Source organism: Myroides sp. DF42-4-2 (assembly GCF_030326445.1).
GTDB lineage: Bacteria > Bacteroidota > Bacteroidia > Flavobacteriales > Flavobacteriaceae > Flavobacterium.
In genome coordinates this window covers 122,163-140,833 of sequence record NZ_JACAKI010000001.1, presented here as the reverse complement: position 1 = coordinate 140,833, position 18,671 = coordinate 122,163, and the positions used below count along the sequence as shown (strand labels likewise).

The following is an 18,671-nucleotide window of genomic DNA, read 5'->3' as shown; positions in this document are numbered from 1 at the left end:
ATCTCTCTTTCCTATTTAATTCAAATTGAATTACTTCAATTTTTTCTTTACTTCTACTTCTTGGAATGCCTCAATTGTATCGTATTCTTTGATATCGTTGTAGTTCTTAATTTGGATACCACAATCATATCCTTTCGATACTTCTTTTACGTCATCTTTGAAACGTTTAAGCGCAGTAAGCTCACCAGTATAGATAACAACTCCTTCGCGGATTAAGCGGATCTTAGAATTACGGAAGATTTTTCCATCAATAACCATACATCCTGCAATTGTACCAACTTTAGAAATTTTGAATAGCTCTCTAATTTCTGCAGTACCTGTAACTTCTTCTTTCAACTCTGGAGATAGCATACCTTCCATTGCATCTTTTAAGTCGTCAATTGCGTCATAGATAATCGAGTAGTTTCTGATATCGATTTCCTCTTTATCTGCTAATACTTTAGCAGAAGCCATTGGACGTACGTTGAATCCGATAATAATCGCATCTGATGCAGACGCTAACAATACGTCAGATTCAGTAATTGCACCCACTCCTTTGTGAATGATATTGATTTGAATTTCTTCTGTTGACAATTTAGAGAATGAATCAGAAAGTGCTTCTACAGATCCGTCCACGTCTCCTTTTAAGATGATGTTCAACTCTTTGAAATCTCCTAAAGCGATACGACGTCCGATCTCTGCTAAAGTAATATGTCTTTGTGCACGAACTGATTGCTCACGTAACAATTGTGTACGTTTTGCTGCAATTTGTTTTGCTTCTTTCTCTTCTTCAAACACGTTGAATTTATCTCCCGCACCTGGTGCTCCATCTAATCCCAATACAGAAATTGGTCTTGAAGGTCCTGCCTCTTTTACAGAGTTTCCACGTTCATCGTGCATAGCACGTACTTTACCGTGGTTACATCCTGCTAATAGGTAATCCCCTACTCTTAATGTACCAGCTTGAACTAATACGGTAGATACATATCCGCGTCCTTTATCTAAATACGCTTCTACAACAGTACCTGAAGCAAGTTTGTCAGGGTTTGCTTTTAACTCAAGCATCTCTGCTTCAAGTAAAACTTTCTCCAACAATTCTTTCATTCCGATTCCTTGTTTCGCTGAAATATCTTGTGATTGGTAAGTACCACCCCACTCTTCAACTAACAAGTTCATCGAAGCTAATTTTTCTTTAATTTTCTCAGGGTTAGCCGTTGGCTTATCCACTTTATTGATAGCGAAAATAATTGGCACTCCTGCTGCTTGTGCGTGACTGATTGCCTCTTTCGTTTGTGGCATGATGTCATCATCGGCAGCGATTACGATAATTACGATATCGGTAACTTGAGCTCCACGTGCACGCATTGCGGTAAACGCCTCGTGACCTGGTGTATCTAAGAAGGTAATTTGTTGACCATTCTCTAACGTTACTCCATATGCACCAATGTGCTGTGTAATTCCTCCAGACTCTCCTGCAATTACGTTTGCTTTACGCACGTAATCCAACAAAGAGGTCTTACCGTGATCCACGTGTCCCATTACCGTAACGATAGGTGCACGAGATTTTAAATCTTCTGGTCTGTCTGGTGCTTCTTCAATAGCTTCTTCTAAGTCAGCTGTTGTAAAGTCTACTTCATAACCAAATTCGTCTGCAACAATAGTCAATGTTTCAGCATCCAAACGTTGGTTCATCGTTACCATGATACCCAAAGACATACAAGTTCCGATCACTTTCGTAATAGGCACATCCATCATGGTAGCAATTTCACCTACAGTAACGAATTCTGTTACTTTAAGCACTTTGCTTCCTGCTTCTAAAGCTCTTTGTTCCTCGTCTGATTTCTTACGGTGAACATCGCGTTTATCTCTACGATATTTCGCTGCTTTAGATCTGTTACCTTTACCTTGTAAACGCTCTAGCGTTTCTTTAATTTGGTTTTTAACTTCTTCTTCCGTTGGCTCAGCTTTTACAACTGGAGCATTTCGACGGTTGTTGTTGTTATTTTTATTGAATTTCCCATTGTTTCCACCTGGGCGATTTGCATTGTTTCCGCCTGGGCGATTTGCGTTACCACCTGGGCGATTTGCGTTATTTCCACCTGCTTTGTTTGCATTTGCTCCAGCATTATTTGGAGTATTTCCAGCACCTTCAGCGTTGTTTGGTTTTGCAATACGCTTTCTTTTATTTCTACCAGCTACATTGCCTTTTTTGTCATCTTTCTTCTCTTCCTTCTTCTTTTTAGGCTTGTCAAACTGAGATAAATCGATCGTTTGCCCTGTAAATGTAGTTCCCGAAAGTTTTTGATAGTTCGTTTTGATGATCTCATCACCTAACTTCGCATCAACCTTATCGTCTTCAACTACTTTAGTTTCTTCGTTTGCTACTTTAGCAGACTCCTTATGTTGCTTTTCTTCCACAGGTTTGTCTTTTACTTTTGATTCTTTATTGGCTACTTTCTTCGTTTCACCTTTTTTTGTCGTATTTTTTGCTGAATCAGTTTTAGAATCGACATTAACCTCAGCAGCAGGAGCAGCTTGAACTTTCTCCTCTACTTTTTCTTGTGCAACGCTTTCTTTCGCAACTGGTTCTTCTCTCTTTACAGGCTCAGCTTTAATCTCTTCTTTCTCCACTACTTTATCCAATACGGCTGAAGAAGATTCTAAAGTTTTTTTAGGTTCAAGATCAATTTGACCCACAGTTTTAATAGCAACTTGCTCTTCTGCTTTGGCTCTAATGATCTCTTGTTCTTTCTTGATACGAGCTTGTTCTTCTTGTTTTCTCTTTTCTTCTAATTCGCGTTCACGCTCAACTTTAAGCGCTTCCTTTTCTTTTCTCTTCTCTTCACTTACTTCAATAGAAGCTTCCTTCTTCCCTCTATCAGCAGAAAACTGTTTATTTAGAACGTTAAATTCTTCTTGGGAAATCTTAGCATTTGGAGTTGCCTCGATTTCATACCCTTTGCCTTTCAAAAAGTCCACGGCTCTATCTAGAGAAATATTTAATTCCCTTAAAACTTTATTTATTCTTATTGCTCTTTCTTCAGACATATTATCTTTTTAGTGTATTATTTGTGTTGTGTTGTTCCTAGAAGTATCGATTTAATCTTCGAACTCTTCCTTCAGAATACGGAGAACATCTTGAATGGTCTCTTCTTCTAAGTCGGTGCGTTTGATTAACTCTTCAACACTCAAGTTCAACACGCTTTTTGCTGTATCTAATCCAATCTTAGCAAACTCTTCAATCACCCACATGTCGATTTCATCGCTGAATTCTCTTAATTCAACATCGTCGTCTTCTGGGTTTAATTCGCGCATTACATCGATATCAAATCCCGTTAACATTCCTGCTAACTTAATGTTTTGCCCTCCTTTACCAATTGCTCTAGATACTTCTTCTGTATCTAAATATACATTTGCTTTTTTCGTCTCCTCGTCGAATACAACCTTGTTTACTTTTGCTGGTGCTAATGCACGTTTGATAAACAAGTCTGTATTAGCTGTGTAATGAATAACATCGATATTTTCGTTTCCTAGTTCTCTTACGATACCGTGGATACGAGATCCTTTCATCCCCACACATGCTCCAACTGGATCGATGCGATCGTCTGATCCTTCAACAGCAATTTTTGCTTTTTCTCCTGGGATACGAACTACTTTCTTAACGAAAATTTTATCTTCTCCAATTTCAGGAATTTCTTGTTCTAATAATCTTTCTAAGAAACGGTTAGACGTTCTAGACATGATAATCTGAGGTTTTGCTCCTTTCAATTCAACTGCCTCAATAATTCCTTTTACCGTATCTCCTTTTCTGAAAAAGTCAGAAGGAATTTGTTTTTCTTTTGGCAAAACAATCTCATTTCCTTCATCATCCATCAAAATTACAACTTTTGGACGAATATGATGCACTTCTGCTGCGTAAATCTCTCCGATTACCTCTTTAAACTGCTTATATAGCGTAGCATTGTCATGCTCCGTTACTTTTGAATTCAAATATTGACGCAAAGCTAATACCGCTCTTCTACCAATATCTTCTAATTTCACCTCTTCTGAAACTTCTTCTCCTACTTCAAAATCCGACTCAATCTTTCTCGCTTCACTTAATGAAATCTCGTATTTATCATCTTCTACTTCACCGTCATTTACAACGATTCTGCTTCTAAAAACCTGGAAATCTCCTTTATCAGGGTTAATAATGATATCGAAGTTATCGTCATCACCATATTTCTTTTTCAATGCATTTCTGAATACATCTTCCAAGATGGCCATTAACGTAACTCTATCAATGTATTTTAACTCTTGAAATTCTGAGAACGATTCTACTAAACCACTATTCTCCATCTGATATTTTTTTAAAATGAAATTATTATACTAGCTTCTTTTATATTTTCGAATGGTATAACAGCTTCTTTTTCAACTGTAACCTTTCCTTTTCCAACAGCTTTTGCCTCGCGAGCTTTCCACTGTAATACGATCGATGCTTCTCTGACTTCCGTTATCGTCGCTTCATATTTCTCTTGATCCAAAGTTACTAACTTCACTTTTCGACCAATATTCTTTTTATACTGACGCAACATTTTCAACGGTGATGTAGCACCTGCAGAAGCAACTTCCAAAGCAAAATCATGTTCTTCTTTGTCTAAATTGTGCTCAATACCTCTACTTACATCAATGCAGTCTTGCAAATTAACCCCGCGATCTCCATCTAAGGTCACCATGATCTTATTGTCTGGAGAAATTGTCATTTCAATCAAAAACAACTCTGGCTTCTCAGCTAAAGCCGCATCCAACAACTCTTGTACTTTGTTTTTAAATGTCATATGCTATAAAAAGAGGGGACTATTACGTCCCCTCATTATTTAACTTCTTTAATAAATAACGCTGCAAATATACTATTTTTTTTGTAGTAATAAAAACTTTTGTGTATTGATAATTATATGCTTAAATTTAGAACACCAAAAAAACATGTTAAATACTTAATCCACTTTTATACGTAATTATGAAGAAAATACTAATACCAACCGATTTTTCACAACAAGCCCAAAACGCAATTAAAGCGGGAGTGAATTTTGCAAAAAAATACCATGCAGAAATCATCTTACTACACATCTTAGATTTGCCTCAAGAAGCAAGTGATGGTATTAGTAAAGGTACACCTGCACCGGAAGTGATGTTTTTCAAAAATGCAGCAGAACAAAAATTACAACAAATTGCGCTAGATCCGCTATTTGAAGGATTAACGGTTTCAACAAGCTTAATCTTAGACCGCACCTCTCAAGGGGTTACTAAATCTGCGGTACACAATGGGGCAGACCTAATTGTTATGGGTTCTCACGGAGCAAGTGGAATGAAAGAGTACTTTGTGGGATCTAATACACAAAAAGTAGTACGCACCTCTCCTGTACCTGTATTTGTAGTGAAAGGTGAGTTTGAAGACAACTGCATTAAAGATGTTGTTTTTGCTTCTGACTTTACAAGCGAAATGAAAGACTCTTTCAAAAGCACTTTAGCGTTAAACAAAGTAGTAGGAGCAGATTTACACCTATTAATGGTCAATACACCGAATAGCTTCAAACCTACACATGTAGCAGAAGAAACACTAGAAACATTCTTAGAAGACATCACAGATAAAGAATTTGACCTAAGCATCTACAATGATATCAATGTAGAAAAGGGAATCTTAAACTACTGTAAAAAAATAGACGCAGATTTAATCGCTATCGCTACACATGGTCGCACAGGCTTAGCACACTTCTTTAACGGAAGTATTAGCGAAGACTTGGTTAACCATTCACCAATTTCAGTTTTGACTTTCAAAATCGACTAATTTCTGATTGGAAAGAAGAAATCGCAACGCAGTGAAGATTCATCGAACACCAAAACAAATATAAAATAGGTGAGATAAACGAGGAAATTTATTTACAAAAAAAGGTTCGATCTTTAAAAGAGCGAACCTTTTTTTGTATTAGTTGGTGAGATTTGTACTTTGTGAGCTTGCGAAAATTCAACAACTTCACAAAGAGCATAGAACAAAAAAAATACATTTTTTCTTTCTTCTCACCTCTATCCAAAAAAAAAATGCCCGAAGGCATTTTTTATTTTAATATTTCAATATGACTTTCTGAAACCGTCTTAATTGGAATATAATTTTTCTTTCCTTCTACTAGTAAACACAAGTAGATATTATCAATAGAGATCACGTAACCTTGCAATCCATCAATAGACACATATTGACCGATCTCTAAGTTCTTTCTCGCATAAAAGGAATACAACAACTTCGTCACCACATCTTTTGCTCCCAAGCCCAAAGACAGCGCCACAGTTAATAAGATTGCTCCTATAATAATAGAAATATTACTCGTTATGATAGACGTATCAATTCCCATTTGATTTAACGTCGTTATCACAACAAAAATCAAAATCAAATAGAACAAAATATTTCCGATCATTCGGGCGCCGACAAAATCAACTGCTTTCAGTACTTCGACAATAACTTTCTTGATCCAAGAAGCGAAGTATAGCCCACCAATAAAGATCAACAACGCAACAAACAGCTTAGGAACAAACATCATGAGGTTTCCTATTTCACGAGATACGATTTCCAAGCCGAACAATTCTGCTCCAATCAATACCATCAAGAAAACCAAGAATACTTTTACAAAAAAGAGCATGATCGCATCGACTTTCACGCGTATCTTAATTTTGCTCAAGAACTCATTATCATCTAGTCCTTCTTGAATTTTTTCCAAGCGAATCAGCTTAAATACTTTTCGAAGGATGTAGGAAAAAAGCTTCAACAACAACCAACACAACAGGACATATCCCGCAATGAGTAAAAAACCAAAAACACCTTTTATCAGTGAGTTCATCACGTCATTAATCATCTCACTTGGATATTCAAAACTATATAATTTCTCCATCATGATCTTCTTTTTTAATTTTTTCTATTATTTTCTTTTCTTCTTCTCTATCAACATCACCAATAAATGATTCAACTACTTTAGGCACCTGTACCGTATATAATTCCGAAACATCCAAAGAGAGTTTAATAAAATTCAAATTGTCAATCACCCGATCTTTCAGATAGTCCGGCAATTTCTCGTCTTGCAGTATTTTCTTAAAGGGATTTTCCATTATGACAACGAATTATATAATTCCACAATCTTCTTTTTAGCCCTGTGTAATCGCATTTTAACCGCACTCTCTCCTAATTCAAGCAGTAGCGCTATTTCTCTTATTGATTTATCATCTTGATACTTCATCAATAAAACGATTTTATCTTCAGGGTCGATTAAACCAAGTGCTTCTTGAAGTTTTTCCACAGTTAGTGAAAAGATTTCTTCATCAGACACTTCCTCATCTACAGTAGAAACATACATTGCTTCTTCCTGTAATTCTATATTATCTCGTTGCCGCTTCAAAATAGACTTTGAATAGTTCACGCAATGATTATACGTAAATGAATAAAGCCAGGTTGAAAATTTCGCTTCCCCTCTAAACGACTTTAAATTAAGGTATAATTTGACGAAAACATCCTGCGTCAAGTCTTCTGCAGCATCCCGGGATTCAGCAAACCCCAAGCATTTTTGATACACCTTCTGACCGTAGCGGTCATAGATAATACCAAACAAACTTGTATTTCCATTGTGGATAATGAACTGAACTAGCTCTTCATCCGTCATCGAAACAAAGTTTTGACTTTGCACATTCATTCTCATATTACTATTTTACCATCCAAATGTAATATATCTTAACAGACACTTTGAATATTTAACACTAAGTTCTTAAATATTCCTAATCTGCAACAATTTTTCCACATACTTCCCGATAACATCAAATTCCAAGTTCACCTTGTCTCCTACCTGATAGTTTTTGAAAATGGTATGTTCTTTTGTATAGGGAATAATTGCAACACTAAAGGTATTGATACCCGAATCTACAACAGTTAGACTCGTACCGTCGATAGTAATAGATCCCTTCGGTATGGTTGTGTGCTTTACTTGTTTATCGTATTCAAATCCGTAATACGTACTTCCTTCAGCATCCACAATAGACACACAAGTTCCTACTGCATCGACATGACCTTGCACAATATGACCATCCAAACGCGCATTGGCTAACATGCCGCGCTCCAAATTAATCTCTTGTCCAATGGTCCATTTTCCTAAAGTTGTCACATCAATCGTTTCTTTGATCGCCGTCACAGTAAAGGTTTCATCCTTTATAGCTACCACAGTCAAACAGATTCCATTGTGTAAAACACTTTGGTCTATCTTCAATTCCTCAACGAAAGAACACGATACCGTAAGGTGTATATTTTCCTTTTCTTTGACACTATTTTTAATGATTGCAATTTCTTCAACAATTCCTGTAAACATTACTCCATTTATTTTATTAAATTTGTTTTCAAAATTACTAATAATTTATACGAAACTATGAGCCATAAAGAAGAAAATGTTAGGGTAGGAATATCAATAGGCGATTTAAATGGTATTGGCCCCGAAGTTATCCTTAAATGTTTCGAAGACAATAGAATGCTAGAGCTTTGTACTCCCGTTATCTTTGGTAGTTCAAAACCCTTATCATATATCAAAAAGAACATCAATAGCAATGTGAATTTTCAGGGCATTGACAGTTTAGACCAAACCGTTCCAGGTAAGCTGAACGTATTAAATTTGTGGAAGGAAAACGTAAACATCAATTTTGGTGTGAACGATCCTGTGGTCGGTGATTATGCAATTAAATCTTTTGTTGCCGCTACAGAAGCGTTAAAAAACGGAACGATTGACTTGCTTGTTACGGCTCCCATCAACAAATACAACAGCCAATCGGAGGAGTTTAAACATCCAGGACACACCAATTACCTCAATGAGCAATTGGAGGGTCATGCTTTAATGCTTTTAGTGAGCGACAATCTAAAAGTTGGATTGTTAACCGATCACCTTCCTTTACAAGACGTTGCACAAGCGATTACAGCGGAACGCATCATCGAAAAAGTAAAAACGGTACGAGAGACTTTACAGCAAGATTTCAACATTTTCAATCCGCGCATTGCAGTTTTGGGGCTTAATCCACATGCAGGAGACGAAGGTGTCATTGGTGTAGAAGAACAAGAAATCATGAAACCAACCTTAACAAAACTAGCAGAGGAAGGCATCCTAGTATCAGGACCCTTTCCAGCGGACGGATTTTTTGGTTCGCAACTATACAACAGCTTTGACGCTGTCATTGCCTGTTATCACGACCAAGGATTGGCTCCTTTCAAAGCGTTGTCATTTAGCAAAGGGGTGAATTACACCGCAGGTTTAAACAAGATTAGAACCTCTCCAGACCACGGAACGGCTTATGACATCGCAGGAAAAAACCTAGCTGATCCTACTTCTTTTCGCGAGGCGTTGTATCTAGCCCTCGATGTTTTCAGAAACCGAAACCGAAATATCGAAGCTAAGAGCAATCCTTTAATGCCCCAAGAAAAAGAAAATAATACAAAAAAATTTGATAATTAGCTTGTAATAATAATAATTTTTTATCTTTGCACGCTCAAATCATGTATTTGATGAATACCGAAAAAACATATTCGATATCCTTTATTGGATTGAAAAATGGAGAACATACTTTTGAATATCAAGTAGATAGTAATTTTTTTAAACATTACAATTACGATGATTTCAACAGTATACAAGCAAATATTAGCGTTCTTTTAAATAAAAAAGCTACCCTTTTAGAGATTAATTTGAAAGCAAAAGGGATTGCAAATGTACCTTGTGATGTTACAAATGAAGACTTTGATCTTCCAATTGAGAATGAATTTAACCTCATTGTCAAGTTTGGAGAGGAATTCAACAACGATCACGATGAAGTACTAATTGTACCATTTAATGAGTATGAGGTTAATCTTACTCAGTATATATACGAATTAGTAGCCCTTGCAATTCCAGTAAAGCGAGTTAGTCCTGAAGCAGCAGAAGACGAATTTGACGAAGATGAATTCGATTTTTTATTTGACAGTGACGAGGAAGACGAAGACATTGACCTAGAAGATTCACAAGCGGAGTCCGCCGATGAAGATTCAGAAAATGAAGATATAGACCCTAGATGGGAAAAATTAAAAAAACTATTAACGGATAAATAATATAGTAAAATGGCACATCCTAAGAGAAAGACCTCGAAAACAAGAAGAGATAAAAGAAGAACACACTACAAAGCTGTAGCTCCAACTATCGCTACTTGTCCTGTTACTGGTGAAGCTCACTTATTCCACAGAGCTTACTGGCACGAAGGAAAACTTTACTACAGAGGACAAGTTGTAATTGATAAAACAACAGCAGTAGAAGCATAAGCTTTTCAAAAAACACAATAAACTCTCACAGTGTGTGAGAGTTTTTTTTTGTTGAAATTTACTAAGACAACGAGTTTTAAGACTTAAAAAAGCTCCAATTCGTTTTTTTTTTGTAATTTTCGCTTCTTTTTGGAATGTTTTTATAAAGTAAAGCAACACCATATGACAAAAATACATGCAGCCATTACTGCAGTTGGTTGTTATTTGCCTGAGACAAAGTTGACCAACGCGGATTTAGAAAAAATGGTTGAAACCAACGACGAGTGGATTACCTCTCGAACAGGAATTAAAGAACGACGAATTCTTAAAGAACCTGGTAAAGGAACTTCCCACATGGCTATTAAAGCTGCGGAAGACTTAATTAAAAAATCGGGAATAGATCCAAAAGAGATAGACCTAGTTCTATTGTCAACAGCAACCCCTGATATGCCTGTAGCAATTACAGGTGTATACGTAGCTACTCAAATTGGCGCAACCAATGCATTTGCCTTTGATCTACAAGCTGCTTGTTCAAGCTTCTTATATGGGATGTCTGTTGCCTCTGCTTATATTGAATCTGGTAAATACAAAAAAGTATTGTTAATTGGATCAGACAAAATGTCTTCGATCATCGATTATACCGATCGCGCTACGTGTATCATCTTTGGTGATGCTGCCGGAGCCGTACTATTTGAACCCAATACCGAAGGTTACGGAATTATGGATGAATACCTAAGAAGTGACGGAATCGGAAGAGAATATTTAAAAATTGACGCTGGTGGTTCTATTTTACCAACAAGCGCAGAAACAGTAGCCAACAGACAACACTATGTGTTCCAAGATGGAAAAACTGTTTTCAAATATGCCGTATCCAACATGGCAGATGTGAGCGAAAAAATCATGCAACGCAACAATTTAACGCATACCGATATCAATTGGTTAGCGGCACATCAGGCAAACAAACGCATTATCGATGCTACTGCACATCGCATGGGACTAGACGAATCTAAAGTCTTACTGAACATTGAGCGATACGGAAATACAACCTCTGCTACTTTACCCCTATTACTGTGTGATTACGAAAGCCAATTGAAAAAAGGTGATAATATCATTTTTGCTACATTTGGTGGTGGATTCACGTGGGGATCAATATACCTAAAGTGGGCTTACAATAGTTAAATTAATTTAGAAAAAACAACTAACCAATACATTAGTATGGACATTAAAGAAATTCAAAACCTAATCAAATTCGTAGCGAAATCAGGAGCTACAGAAGTAAAATTAGAAATGGATGATTTTAAAATCACCATCAAAACAACAGAAACAGGAAGCACTGAAACAACGTATATCCAACAAGTTCCAGTAGCGCAATCTATGCCACAAGCAGCTGTAGCTACTCCAGCGGCAGCTCCAGTAGCAACTGATGCTCCAGCAGCGGCAGCTCCAGCAGGAGAAGATGCAAAATACATTACTGTAAAATCTCCAATCATTGGAACATTCTACAGAAAACCAGCCCCAGATAAAGCTCCTTTCGCAGAAGTAGGAACTGTAATCAAACCTGGCGATGTCGTTTGTGTTATTGAAGCAATGAAGTTATTCAACGAAATTGAATCTGAAGTTTCAGGTAAAATTGTAAAAATCTTAGTTGACGATTCGTCACCTGTTGAGTTTGATCAACCTTTATTCTTAGTTGACCCATCTTAAGAAATTAGACAACCCTTCTCTGCTTGCAAAGAAGAAAAGTAAAATTAGAATTTAAAATTTCAGAAGATGTTTAAAAAAATATTAGTAGCTAATAGAGGTGAAATTGCTTTACGCATCATTAGAACGTGTAAAGAAATGGGAATTAAAACTGTAGCGGTTTATTCAACTGCAGATGCAGATAGTCTTCACGTACGCTTCGCTGATGAAGCTGTATGTATTGGACCTGCTCCCTCAAACCTATCATATTTAAAAATTTCCAACATTATCGCTGCAGCTGAAATCACAAATGCTGATGCGATACACCCAGGATATGGCTTCTTAGCTGAAAATGCAAAGTTTTCTAAAATCTGTCAAGAGCACGGAGTAAAATTTATCGGTGCCTCTCCAGAGATGATCGAGAAAATGGGAGACAAAGCAACAGCAAAAGAAACAATGAAGCTAGCTGGAGTACCTACGGTTCCAGGTTCTGATGGGTTGTTAGAATCTTTAGAACACGCAAAAAAAACAGCCAAAGCCATTGGTTACCCTGTGATGATGAAAGCAACTGCTGGAGGTGGTGGAAAAGGGATGCGTGAGATCTTCAAAGAAGAAGAAATAGAAAAAGCTTGGGAAAGTGCACGTCAAGAAGCAGCTGCTGCTTTTGGAAATGACGGAATGTACATGGAAAAACTAATCGTTGATCCTCGTCATATCGAAATCCAAGTAGTAGGAGATTCTTATGGAAAAGCTTGTCACTTATCTGAAAGAGACTGTTCAATCCAAAGACGTCACCAAAAACTTACGGAAGAAACTCCTTCTCCATTCATGACAGATGAATTGAGAGACAAAATGGGATTAGCGGCTGTAAAAGCTGCTGAATTCATCAAATATGAAGGAGCAGGAACGATTGAGTTCTTAGTGGACAAAGATCGCAACTTCTACTTCATGGAAATGAATACGCGTATCCAAGTAGAGCACCCAATTACAGAGCAAGTAATTGATTACGATTTAATTCGCGAGCAAATCTTAGTGGCTGCAGGTGTGCCTATTTCTGGTAAAAACTACACGCCAAAATTACACTCGATCGAATGTCGTATCAACGCAGAAGATCCATTCAACGATTTTAGACCTTCTCCAGGAAGAATCACAACGTTGCATGCACCAGGAGGACATGGTGTGCGTTTAGATACACACGTATACTCAGGATACTCTATCCCGCCTAACTACGATTCAATGATTGCTAAGTTGATCACAACTGCTCAAACAAGAGAAGAAGCAATCAACAAAATGAAACGTGCATTAGATGAGTTTGTTATCGAAGGGATCAAAACAACAATTCCATTCCACAGACAGTTGATGGACGATCCAAACTACAAAGCAGGAAACTATACAACGGCTTTCATGGAATCATTCCACATGAAACCATTAGAAGAAGAATAATCGCAAGATGCCAATACAAATAGAGGGAACTAAATTTAGTTCCCTCTATTTTTTTCTAAAAACACCCCTTTTAAAGCGTTGAAAACACAAGAAAAATTAAAAAAAAGACAAGTGGGAATATTTTTTAATAAAAAATTCAAATTCAGCCCCTTTAGACACTAAAAAAACTATATATTTGGTGTTCTAATATTTTTATTTTTTTAAAATGCACACAGGCGTAATTAAATTCTTCAACGAAGACAAAGGATTTGGTTTCATTACAAATGAAGCTACTAAACAAGACATCTTTGTTCACATCACTGGTTTAAAAACAAAGAACGTAGAACAAGGTAACCGCGTTTCTTACGAAGAGGAACAAGGTAAAAAAGGGCTTATTGCCACTAATGTACAAGTGATAGAAGATTAAGAAAATATATATAATTTTCCGTTACAGTAAAGCTATCTAATTTCGATTAGGTAGCTTTTTTTATGCCTATATCTACTATTTATAATTAATCTAAATACATATTGCACAATATTAAAGATTTAGCCCAACACCAAGAGTTCTAAAGCTTTGTTAAGACGATCTAGGGCTCTATATTTGTATGTTGTATTCTAACATAAAACTTGTACTTATGCAATCAAGTCAACTCGATTTTATACCAATTTTAATGCAAATTGCACTAGCTGCGGGATTTGTAGCAGTGACGATATGGGTCTCAGGTAAACTAGGGCCTAGAAAAAAATCAAAAATCAAGGATAGTACTTGGGAATGTGGACTAGAATCATTGGGAAACGCACGTATTCCTTTTAACGTAAAATATTTCTTAGTCGCTATTCTCTTTGTTTTATTTGATGTTGAAGTGGTATTCCTTTACCCTTGGGCGATGAACTTTCAAGAATTGGGATGGGATGGATTTGCTAAGATGGGAATTTTCTTGTTCCTGTTATTAGTTGGACTATTATATGAATTTAAAAAGAAAGGTCTCGAATGGGATTAAAAAACTAGGAAGATGAGCGATAAAAAATATAAAACAGTAGAAGCTCCTGAAGGATATGTGGGAGAAGGTTTTTTTGCTACGAAATTAAGTGAAGTAGTTGGTTTGGCACGTTCGAATTCGATGTGGCCTTTACCTTTTGCGACTTCATGTTGTGGTATTGAATTTATGGCGACGATGGCTGCTACGTATGACATTGCGCGTTTTGGATCAGAGCGTATGAGTTTCTCTCCTAGACAAGCAGATATGTTGATGGTTATGGGTACAATTTCCAAAAAAATGGCCCCAATCTTACGCCAAGTATACGAACAAATGGCTGAACCCAAATGGGTAATCGCCGTAGGTGCATGTGCCTCTTCTGGTGGAATTTTTGACACATACTCTGTGCTACAGGGTATCGATAAAGTAATCCCCGTAGATGTTTATGTACCTGGCTGCCCTCCTCGACCTGAACAAATCTTAGATGGCGTTATGCGATTACACGAAATCGTAAAAGCAGAATCGATCTACAGACGTGGTACAAAAGAATACGATGAGTTATTAAAATCTTACAACATAGAAAGTAAATAAATATGGCATTAGATAATCAAATCATTCAAAAGGCTTTAATCGATCAATTTGGTTTATCGGTTAAGGAATTTCACGAACAGCACGACATGCTTATTTTCGAAGTCGCGCCTGAAACGCTTCACGCCGTTGTTGAGTTTTTGAAAGACAATGACCAAATGAATTTCAACTTTCTAACCGATGTTTGCGGTGTTCACTACCCAGACTCAGAAGAAGATCGTCAATTAGCTGTGGTGTACCATATGCACAACTGGATGGACAATGTTCGCATTCGCTTCAAAACCTTTTTGAGCAGCAAAAATCCAACCGTAGATTCGGTGACCGATTTATTCAAATCAGCCAACTGGCAAGAAAGAGAAACGTATGATTTTTACGGCATCAAATTCAAGAACCATCCACAGTTAAAACGCATTTTAAATATGGATGAAATGGAATCTTTTCCGTTGCGCAAAGAATTTCCAATGGAAGATGAAGGAAGAACAGACAAAGACGATCGTTTCTTTGGTAGAACGATTCACAATTGTTAATAACAACTGATTAAGATTTACGATTATGTCAGATTTATTATTACCGCCAGAACAAAGATACGCGAAGCTTATAGAGGAAAAGTTTAAAGAAGATGGTACAGAGTTACAAATCTTAAACTTAGGTCCTACGCACCCAGCCACGCATGGTATCTTTCAAAATATTATCCTGTTAGATGGGGAAAAGGTATTAGATGGAGAAGGAACAGTGGGGTATATCCACCGTGCTTTTGAAAAGATTGCCGAAAACCGACCGTTCTATCAAATTAACGTCCTAACGGATCGTTTGAACTACTGTTCATCGCCAATCAACAACACGGCTTGGTGGTTAACAGTTGAAAAGGCATTGGGTATCGATATTCCAAAACGCGTCCAATATATGCGTGTCATTATCATGGAATTAGCGCGTATTGCTGACCACATTATCTGTAGCTCAGTAATGGGTGTGGATACAGGAGCCTTAACGGGTTTCTTATACGTATTCCAATACAGAGAAAAAATATACGAAATATACGAGGAAATTTCAGGTGCACGATTAACAACCAATATGGGTAGAATCGGTGGTTTCGAAAGAGACTGGAGTCCTGAAGTTTTCCAAAAAATAGAAGAGTTTTTAGCTGAATTCCCTGCTATTTGGAGCGAATTTGAAGGCTTGTTAACGCGAAACAGAATCTTCATGGATCGTACCATTGGCGTAGGTGGAATCTCAGCAGAAGAGGCAATTAACTTTGGTTTTACAGGTCCAAACTTACGTGCTGCTGGTGTAGATTATGACGTTCGAGTGGCAACACCATACTCTTCTTATGAAGACTTTGAATTTGAAATTCCCGTAGGAACTTCTGGCGATTGTTACGATCGTTTTTGCGTGCGTAATGCCGAAGTATGGGAAAGTATGAAAATTATTCGTCAAGCCTTGGATAAAATGCCTGAAGGCCCTTTCCACGCTGACGTTCCAGAATACTATCTCCCTCCAAAAGAAGATGTGTATACCAACATGGAAGCGCTAATTTATCACTTCAAGATTGTAATGGGTGAAGTTCCAGTTCCCGTAACGGAGCTGTATCACGCCGTAGAAGGAGGAAATGGAGAATTAGGTTTCTACCTCATTACGGATGGAAGTAGAACCCCGTATCGATTGCATTTTAGAAGACCTTGTTTTATCATTTACCAAGCGTATAATGACATTGTAAAAGGAGGTATGTTATCAGATGCGATTATTACTTTATCAAGTTTAAACATCATTGCAGGAGAATTAGACGCTTAAATCATGGAAACGAATAAATACAAACAAAATATAAATATCACGCCTGAACTTCAACAACGCATTGACGAATTGTTGAGCCACTACCCTGCTGACAAAAAGAAATCAGCGCTTTTACCTGTGTTACACGCAGTACAAGATGCGCATGATAACTGGATCAGCGTAGAATTGATGGATAAAGTAGCGGAGATATTAGAAATTTCATCGATCGAAGTATACGAAGTAGTTACCTTTTATACGATGTACAACCAAAAACCAATGGGTACGTATACGTTCGAGTTCTGCTTAACTTCATGCTGTGGCATCCGAGGAGCAGATGATATGATGGAATACGCTTGTGAAAAACTAGGTATTAAACCAGGAGAAACAACACCTGATGGGTTATTTTCTGTAGTTGGTGTTCAATGTCTGGGCGCATGTGGGTATGCACCAATGATGCAACTTGGCGACTTCTATAAGGAGCACTTAACAGCAGATAAAATCGACCAAATCATTGCTGATTGTAAAGCAGGAAAAGTAATTCTTCACGACAAATAGTACTATGGCGACAAAAATATTATTAGACAAGATCAATATCCCGGGGATAAAATCATATGAGGTATATCGTCAAAATGGCGGATATGCATCGGTTGAAAAAGCTTTGAAAACCATGGCTCCCGATGATATTACGGAACAAGTAAAAGCATCAGGACTACGAGGACGTGGAGGTGCGGGATTCCCCGTAGGTTTAAAATGGAGTTTCATCGACAAAAAATCAGGTAAACCAAGACATTTAGTATGCAATGCCGATGAGTCAGAACCGGGTACATTCAAAGATAGATACTTAATGGAATACATTCCCCATTTGTTAATTGAGGGAATGATTACGGCAAGTTATGCTTTAGGGGCAAACTTATCGTATATCTATATTCGCGGTGAATATATGTGGGTATTTAAAACCCTTGAGCGAGCCATCAAAGAGGCTTATGCGGCAGGATGGTTGGGTAAAAATATTCTAGGAACAGACTACTCTTTAGATTTACACGTACACTGTGGTGCAGGAGCGTATATCTGTGGAGAGGAAACAGCTCTAATTGAATCTTTAGAAGGAAAACGAGGAAATCCTCGTATCAAACCTCCTTTCCCTGCAGTAAGTGGTTTATGGGGAAATCCTACAGTAGTAAACAACGTAGAATCAATTGCTAATATTCCATGGATTGTCAACCATTCAGGAGACGATTATGCGAAGATTGGCTTAGGTCGTTCAACGGGAACTAAATTGATTTCGGCTTCAGGTCATATCAGAAAACCCGGAGTATACGAAATTGAAATGGGAATTACGGTAGAGGAATTTATCAATTCGGACGAATACTGTGGAGGTATGATGGACGATAGACCAATCAAGGCTTTGATTCCTGGAGGGTCTTCTGTGCCGATTTTACCTGCTCACTTAATATATAAAACTGCAACAGGTGAAGATCGTTTAATGACGTATGAATCTTTGTCTGAGGGCGGTTTTGAATCGGGATCTATGTTGGGTTCTGGAGGTTTCATCGTGTACAATGATACCGCTTGTATCGTAAGAAACACCTGGAACTTTGCTCGTTTCTACGCACACGAAAGTTGTGGACAATGTTCGCCTTGTCGCGAGGGAACGGGTTGGATGGAAAAGGTATTGCACAGAATAGAAACAGGGCAAGGAACAATGGAAGACATTGACTTGTTGTGGAACATCCAAAGCAATATTGAAGGAAACACCATTTGTCCATTAGGAGATGCTGCGGCTTGGCCAGTAGCTGCTGCTATTAGACATTTTAGAGAGGAGTTTGAATATCACGTTTTATTCCCAGAAAAGGTAAAAGACAGAAACCACTTTGTACAAGAACCTTTCGCGAGCGTAAAACACTTGATTAATAAATAATTCACGCTAATTTTTTAGCTAAAAA

General features: G+C 37.4%; 21 protein-coding genes. 14 read left to right on the top strand and 7 right to left on the bottom strand.

Translation table 11 applies throughout. From position 1 onward, the window contains the following. Positions 1-30: 30 nt before the first annotated feature. Genes infB through rimP form a run of 3 tightly spaced genes read right to left on the bottom strand, consistent with a single transcriptional unit; the run spans position 31 to position 4,796 of the window. Complete coding sequence (gene infB / locus HX062_RS00630; RefSeq protein ID WP_286465880.1) at positions 31-3,027, bottom strand: translation initiation factor IF-2; 2,997 nt, start codon at positions 3,025-3,027, stop codon at positions 31-33. 51 nt (positions 3,028-3,078) lie between these two features. Continuing rightward, positions 3,079-4,317 (bottom strand): transcription termination factor NusA, encoded by a 1,239-nt coding sequence (nusA, locus tag HX062_RS00625; protein WP_286465879.1) that lies wholly within the window; start codon positions 4,315-4,317, stop codon positions 3,079-3,081. An 11-nt stretch (positions 4,318-4,328) separates the two neighbouring features. Then, a complete protein-coding gene (gene rimP, locus HX062_RS00620) occupies positions 4,329-4,796 on the bottom strand; it encodes a ribosome assembly cofactor RimP (RefSeq protein ID WP_286465877.1) in 468 nt (155 codons plus the stop codon). A 179-nt stretch (positions 4,797-4,975) separates the two neighbouring features. Between rimP and HX062_RS00615 the strand changes: the two genes are divergently transcribed. Next, positions 4,976-5,803, top strand: a complete 828-nt coding sequence (locus tag HX062_RS00615) for a universal stress protein (RefSeq protein WP_286465875.1) — start codon at positions 4,976-4,978, stop codon at positions 5,801-5,803. Positions 5,804-6,071: 268 nt separating this feature from the next. Here the strand turns inward: HX062_RS00615 and HX062_RS00610 are convergent, their stop codons facing one another. The 4 genes from HX062_RS00610 to HX062_RS00595 all read right to left on the bottom strand — a co-directional run bounded on the left by HX062_RS00610 (position 6,072) and on the right by HX062_RS00595 (position 8,354). Further along, entirely contained in the window at positions 6,072-6,899 is an 828-nt protein-coding gene (locus HX062_RS00610) for a mechanosensitive ion channel family protein (protein WP_286465871.1), read from the bottom strand. Further along, positions 6,880-7,110: a hypothetical protein gene (locus tag HX062_RS00605; RefSeq protein WP_182649527.1), complete on the bottom strand. Its 231-nt coding sequence runs from the start codon at positions 7,108-7,110 to the stop codon at positions 6,880-6,882. Before HX062_RS00605 ends, HX062_RS00610 begins: the two co-directional genes overlap by 20 nt. Beyond that, positions 7,110-7,694 carry an RNA polymerase sigma factor gene (locus HX062_RS00600; RefSeq protein ID WP_182649529.1) on the bottom strand — a complete coding sequence of 195 codons (585 nt, stop codon included), beginning with the start codon at positions 7,692-7,694 and terminating at the stop codon, positions 7,110-7,112. The genes HX062_RS00605 and HX062_RS00600 overlap by 1 nt, the downstream gene beginning before the upstream one ends. 66 nt (positions 7,695-7,760) lie before the next feature. Continuing rightward, complete coding sequence (locus HX062_RS00595) at positions 7,761-8,354, bottom strand: riboflavin synthase (RefSeq protein WP_286465866.1); 594 nt, start codon at positions 8,352-8,354, stop codon at positions 7,761-7,763. Positions 8,355-8,411: 57 nt separating this feature from the next. On the opposite strand from HX062_RS00595, the gene pdxA reads away from it, so the two are divergent. The 13 genes from pdxA to nuoF all read left to right on the top strand — a co-directional run bounded on the left by pdxA (position 8,412) and on the right by nuoF (position 18,646). After that, entirely contained in the window at positions 8,412-9,482 is a 1,071-nt protein-coding gene (pdxA, locus tag HX062_RS00590; protein WP_286465865.1) for a 4-hydroxythreonine-4-phosphate dehydrogenase PdxA, read from the top strand. Between the two features lie 50 nt (positions 9,483-9,532). Next, positions 9,533-10,108 (top strand): YceD family protein, encoded by a 576-nt coding sequence (locus tag HX062_RS00585; protein ID WP_182625866.1) that lies wholly within the window; start codon positions 9,533-9,535, stop codon positions 10,106-10,108. Positions 10,109-10,117: 9 nt separating this feature from the next. Continuing rightward, positions 10,118-10,315: a 50S ribosomal protein L32 gene (gene rpmF, locus HX062_RS00580; RefSeq protein WP_002989043.1), complete on the top strand. Its 198-nt coding sequence runs from the start codon at positions 10,118-10,120 to the stop codon at positions 10,313-10,315. Between the two features lie 162 nt (positions 10,316-10,477). Continuing rightward, positions 10,478-11,473 carry a beta-ketoacyl-ACP synthase III gene (locus tag HX062_RS00575; RefSeq protein ID WP_286465862.1) on the top strand — a complete coding sequence of 332 codons (996 nt, stop codon included), beginning with the start codon at positions 10,478-10,480 and terminating at the stop codon, positions 11,471-11,473. Positions 11,474-11,509: 36 nt separating this feature from the next. Continuing rightward, positions 11,510-11,998, top strand: coding sequence for an acetyl-CoA carboxylase biotin carboxyl carrier protein (accB, locus tag HX062_RS00570; protein ID WP_286465860.1), 489 nt, complete (start codon positions 11,510-11,512; stop codon positions 11,996-11,998). Between the two features lie 66 nt (positions 11,999-12,064). Next, positions 12,065-13,417, top strand: a complete 1,353-nt coding sequence (accC, locus tag HX062_RS00565) for an acetyl-CoA carboxylase biotin carboxylase subunit (protein ID WP_286465858.1) — start codon at positions 12,065-12,067, stop codon at positions 13,415-13,417. A 205-nt stretch (positions 13,418-13,622) separates the two neighbouring features. Continuing rightward, complete coding sequence (locus HX062_RS00560; protein WP_182625872.1) at positions 13,623-13,823, top strand: cold-shock protein; 201 nt, start codon at positions 13,623-13,625, stop codon at positions 13,821-13,823. Between the two features lie 208 nt (positions 13,824-14,031). Beyond that, a complete protein-coding gene (locus HX062_RS00555; RefSeq protein ID WP_286465856.1) occupies positions 14,032-14,397 on the top strand; it encodes an NADH-quinone oxidoreductase subunit A in 366 nt (121 codons plus the stop codon). 12 nt (positions 14,398-14,409) lie between these two features. Further along, on the top strand, positions 14,410-14,964 hold the full coding sequence (locus HX062_RS00550; protein ID WP_182625874.1) for an NADH-quinone oxidoreductase subunit B: 555 nt from the start codon (positions 14,410-14,412) through the stop codon (positions 14,962-14,964). A gap of 2 nt (positions 14,965-14,966) precedes the next feature. After that, positions 14,967-15,488 carry an NADH-quinone oxidoreductase subunit C gene (locus HX062_RS00545; protein ID WP_286465853.1) on the top strand — a complete coding sequence of 174 codons (522 nt, stop codon included), beginning with the start codon at positions 14,967-14,969 and terminating at the stop codon, positions 15,486-15,488. Between the two features lie 25 nt (positions 15,489-15,513). Then, entirely contained in the window at positions 15,514-16,749 is a 1,236-nt protein-coding gene (locus tag HX062_RS00540) for an NADH-quinone oxidoreductase subunit D (protein ID WP_286465852.1), read from the top strand. 3 nt (positions 16,750-16,752) lie between these two features. Continuing rightward, positions 16,753-17,283: an NADH-quinone oxidoreductase subunit NuoE family protein gene (locus HX062_RS00535; RefSeq protein ID WP_286465850.1), complete on the top strand. Its 531-nt coding sequence runs from the start codon at positions 16,753-16,755 to the stop codon at positions 17,281-17,283. A gap of 4 nt (positions 17,284-17,287) precedes the next feature. Next, the gene (nuoF, locus tag HX062_RS00530) at positions 17,288-18,646 is read left to right on the top strand and encodes an NADH-quinone oxidoreductase subunit NuoF (RefSeq protein WP_182625878.1); all 1,359 of its coding nucleotides are present in this window, start codon (positions 17,288-17,290) and stop codon (positions 18,644-18,646) included. Positions 18,647-18,671: the final 25 nt, after the last annotated feature.